Source organism: Benzoatithermus flavus (assembly GCF_037908215.1).
Classification (GTDB): Bacteria; Pseudomonadota; Alphaproteobacteria; order Geminicoccales; family Geminicoccaceae; genus Benzoatithermus; species Benzoatithermus flavus.
Window position 1 is genome coordinate 1 of the sequence record NZ_JBBLZC010000064.1, and the last position, 1,546, is coordinate 1,546.

Genomic DNA, 1,546 nt, shown 5'->3' on the forward strand with positions numbered 1-1,546 from the left:
CGCGATCGCGGCCCGCCGGGTCTGCGAGCAGATGCACCGGCAGATGAAGGACGGGCTGGGGCGCGACCACTGCGAGGGCCGCTCCTGGCGTGGCCTGCACCGGAGCACGATCGTGAGACACTCGGTTGAAGCCTACGCGGCCAGGGCCGCAGGTTGAAGCTGCTTGGTACGCACCTGCGCCGGGGTCTTGTAGCCGTGCCGCTCCACGATCCAGCTCTGATTGTAGCGCTCCTTGAACGCAAGCACCGCCTGCCGTAGCGCCTCGACCGTCTCGAAGCGCTGCAACCAGAGCAGATTTTCCTTCAAGGTCCTGATGAAGCGCTCGGCGCAGCCGTTCCCTTCCGGCGCTCGAACGAAGGCCGGCGAGCTCTGGATGCCGAGGAACGCCAGCTCCTTTTGGAAGTCGTGGGCCACATACTGCGAACCGTGATCATGCCGGATGGCGAGCCCGGCGGCGACATCGCGGTCGAACCCGCCGAAGCGCTGCCGCACGCCCTGCCGGATCGGCTCGAGCGCCTCGAACCGGGTTGCTTGCCGCGTCGCATGGATGCCGACGCACTCGGTCGAGCAATGATCGACGGCTACGAACACTGCAGCCTGGCCCTCGCCGGTCATGACCGAGGTCAGATCCGTCCCCCACATGAGATCAACCCGCTCGGTGGTGATCGTGCCGTCGTGGCTCCTGGGCCCGCGTGCCGCGCCCAGCCGCTGGTGCGCCAGCAGACCATGCTCGCGCATCAGCCGCAACACCCGGCGCCGCGACGTGCGGATGCCGGCAAAACGCAGGCGGGCCCATACCTTGCGGTAACCCTCGCCGGAGAAGCCGCTGCCGGCGAGCCCGGCGCGGATGGCTTCGACCAAGGCCGCGCCCGGCATCGGCCCGCTCGGCCCTGGGCGTCGGGCCGGCTCGCCCGTGGGCCGACGCTGTCGGTAGACCGTGGCGCGGGCGACGCCCCAGACCCGGGCCACCCGGGCAAGGCCGTACGTGCGGCCGGTCGCGGGCGCGACCTTCCGGCTCATGGCCTCGACCTCCCGCGGGCCAAAGGGGTCGAGCCGCAGCGCGAATCGACGGCCGCCAGGGCGGCGATCTTCTCGGCCAGCCGTTCGCGCTCGAGCATGAGCTCGCCCAGCTTGGCTTTCAGCCGCTGGTGCTCGAGATCCTTGCCGTCGGTGGGCTTGGTAGCGCGTGCCGCCTCGCCGCCGGCCAGGAAGTCGTCGCGCCAGCCCGAGAGCGTCGCGGCCGTGACGCCGAGCGAGCGGGAGACCAGCTCGAGATCCTCGCCACGGAGCAGGCGCAGCACCGCCTCGCGCTTGCGCTGCCGCGACATCCGCCCACCACGGCCGAGGCCGGGCTCCTCGGTCATGCTCACCTCCGTGCGGGCCTTCTACCCGCTTGCGGGGTGTCTCGCCTAACCGGGCACCGGGGGAGGCCTGCACCACCACGCGCCGTCGTGCCGGCCCGCCTTCGTCTTCCTGCAGCATCTGCGGCTCGGGGGGAAAAGCCTCGCCAGCGGATCCGGGGCCGGGCCGCCGCCCGAGCCGAGCC

The 1,546-nt window shown here is 71.5% G+C and carries 2 pseudogenes; one reads left to right on the forward strand and one right to left on the reverse strand.

Annotation, left to right across the window (positions count from 1 at the left end):
• Nucleotides 1-139: pseudogene (locus U1T56_RS24705) on the forward strand (IS701 family transposase); the annotation flags it as partial.
• Here the strand turns inward: U1T56_RS24705 and U1T56_RS24050 are convergent.
• A pseudogene (locus U1T56_RS24050) lies at nucleotides 133-1,364 on the reverse strand (IS3 family transposase). The pseudogenes U1T56_RS24705 and U1T56_RS24050 sit on opposite strands and share 7 nt — an antisense overlap.
• Between the last annotated feature and the right edge of the window lie 182 nt (nucleotides 1,365-1,546).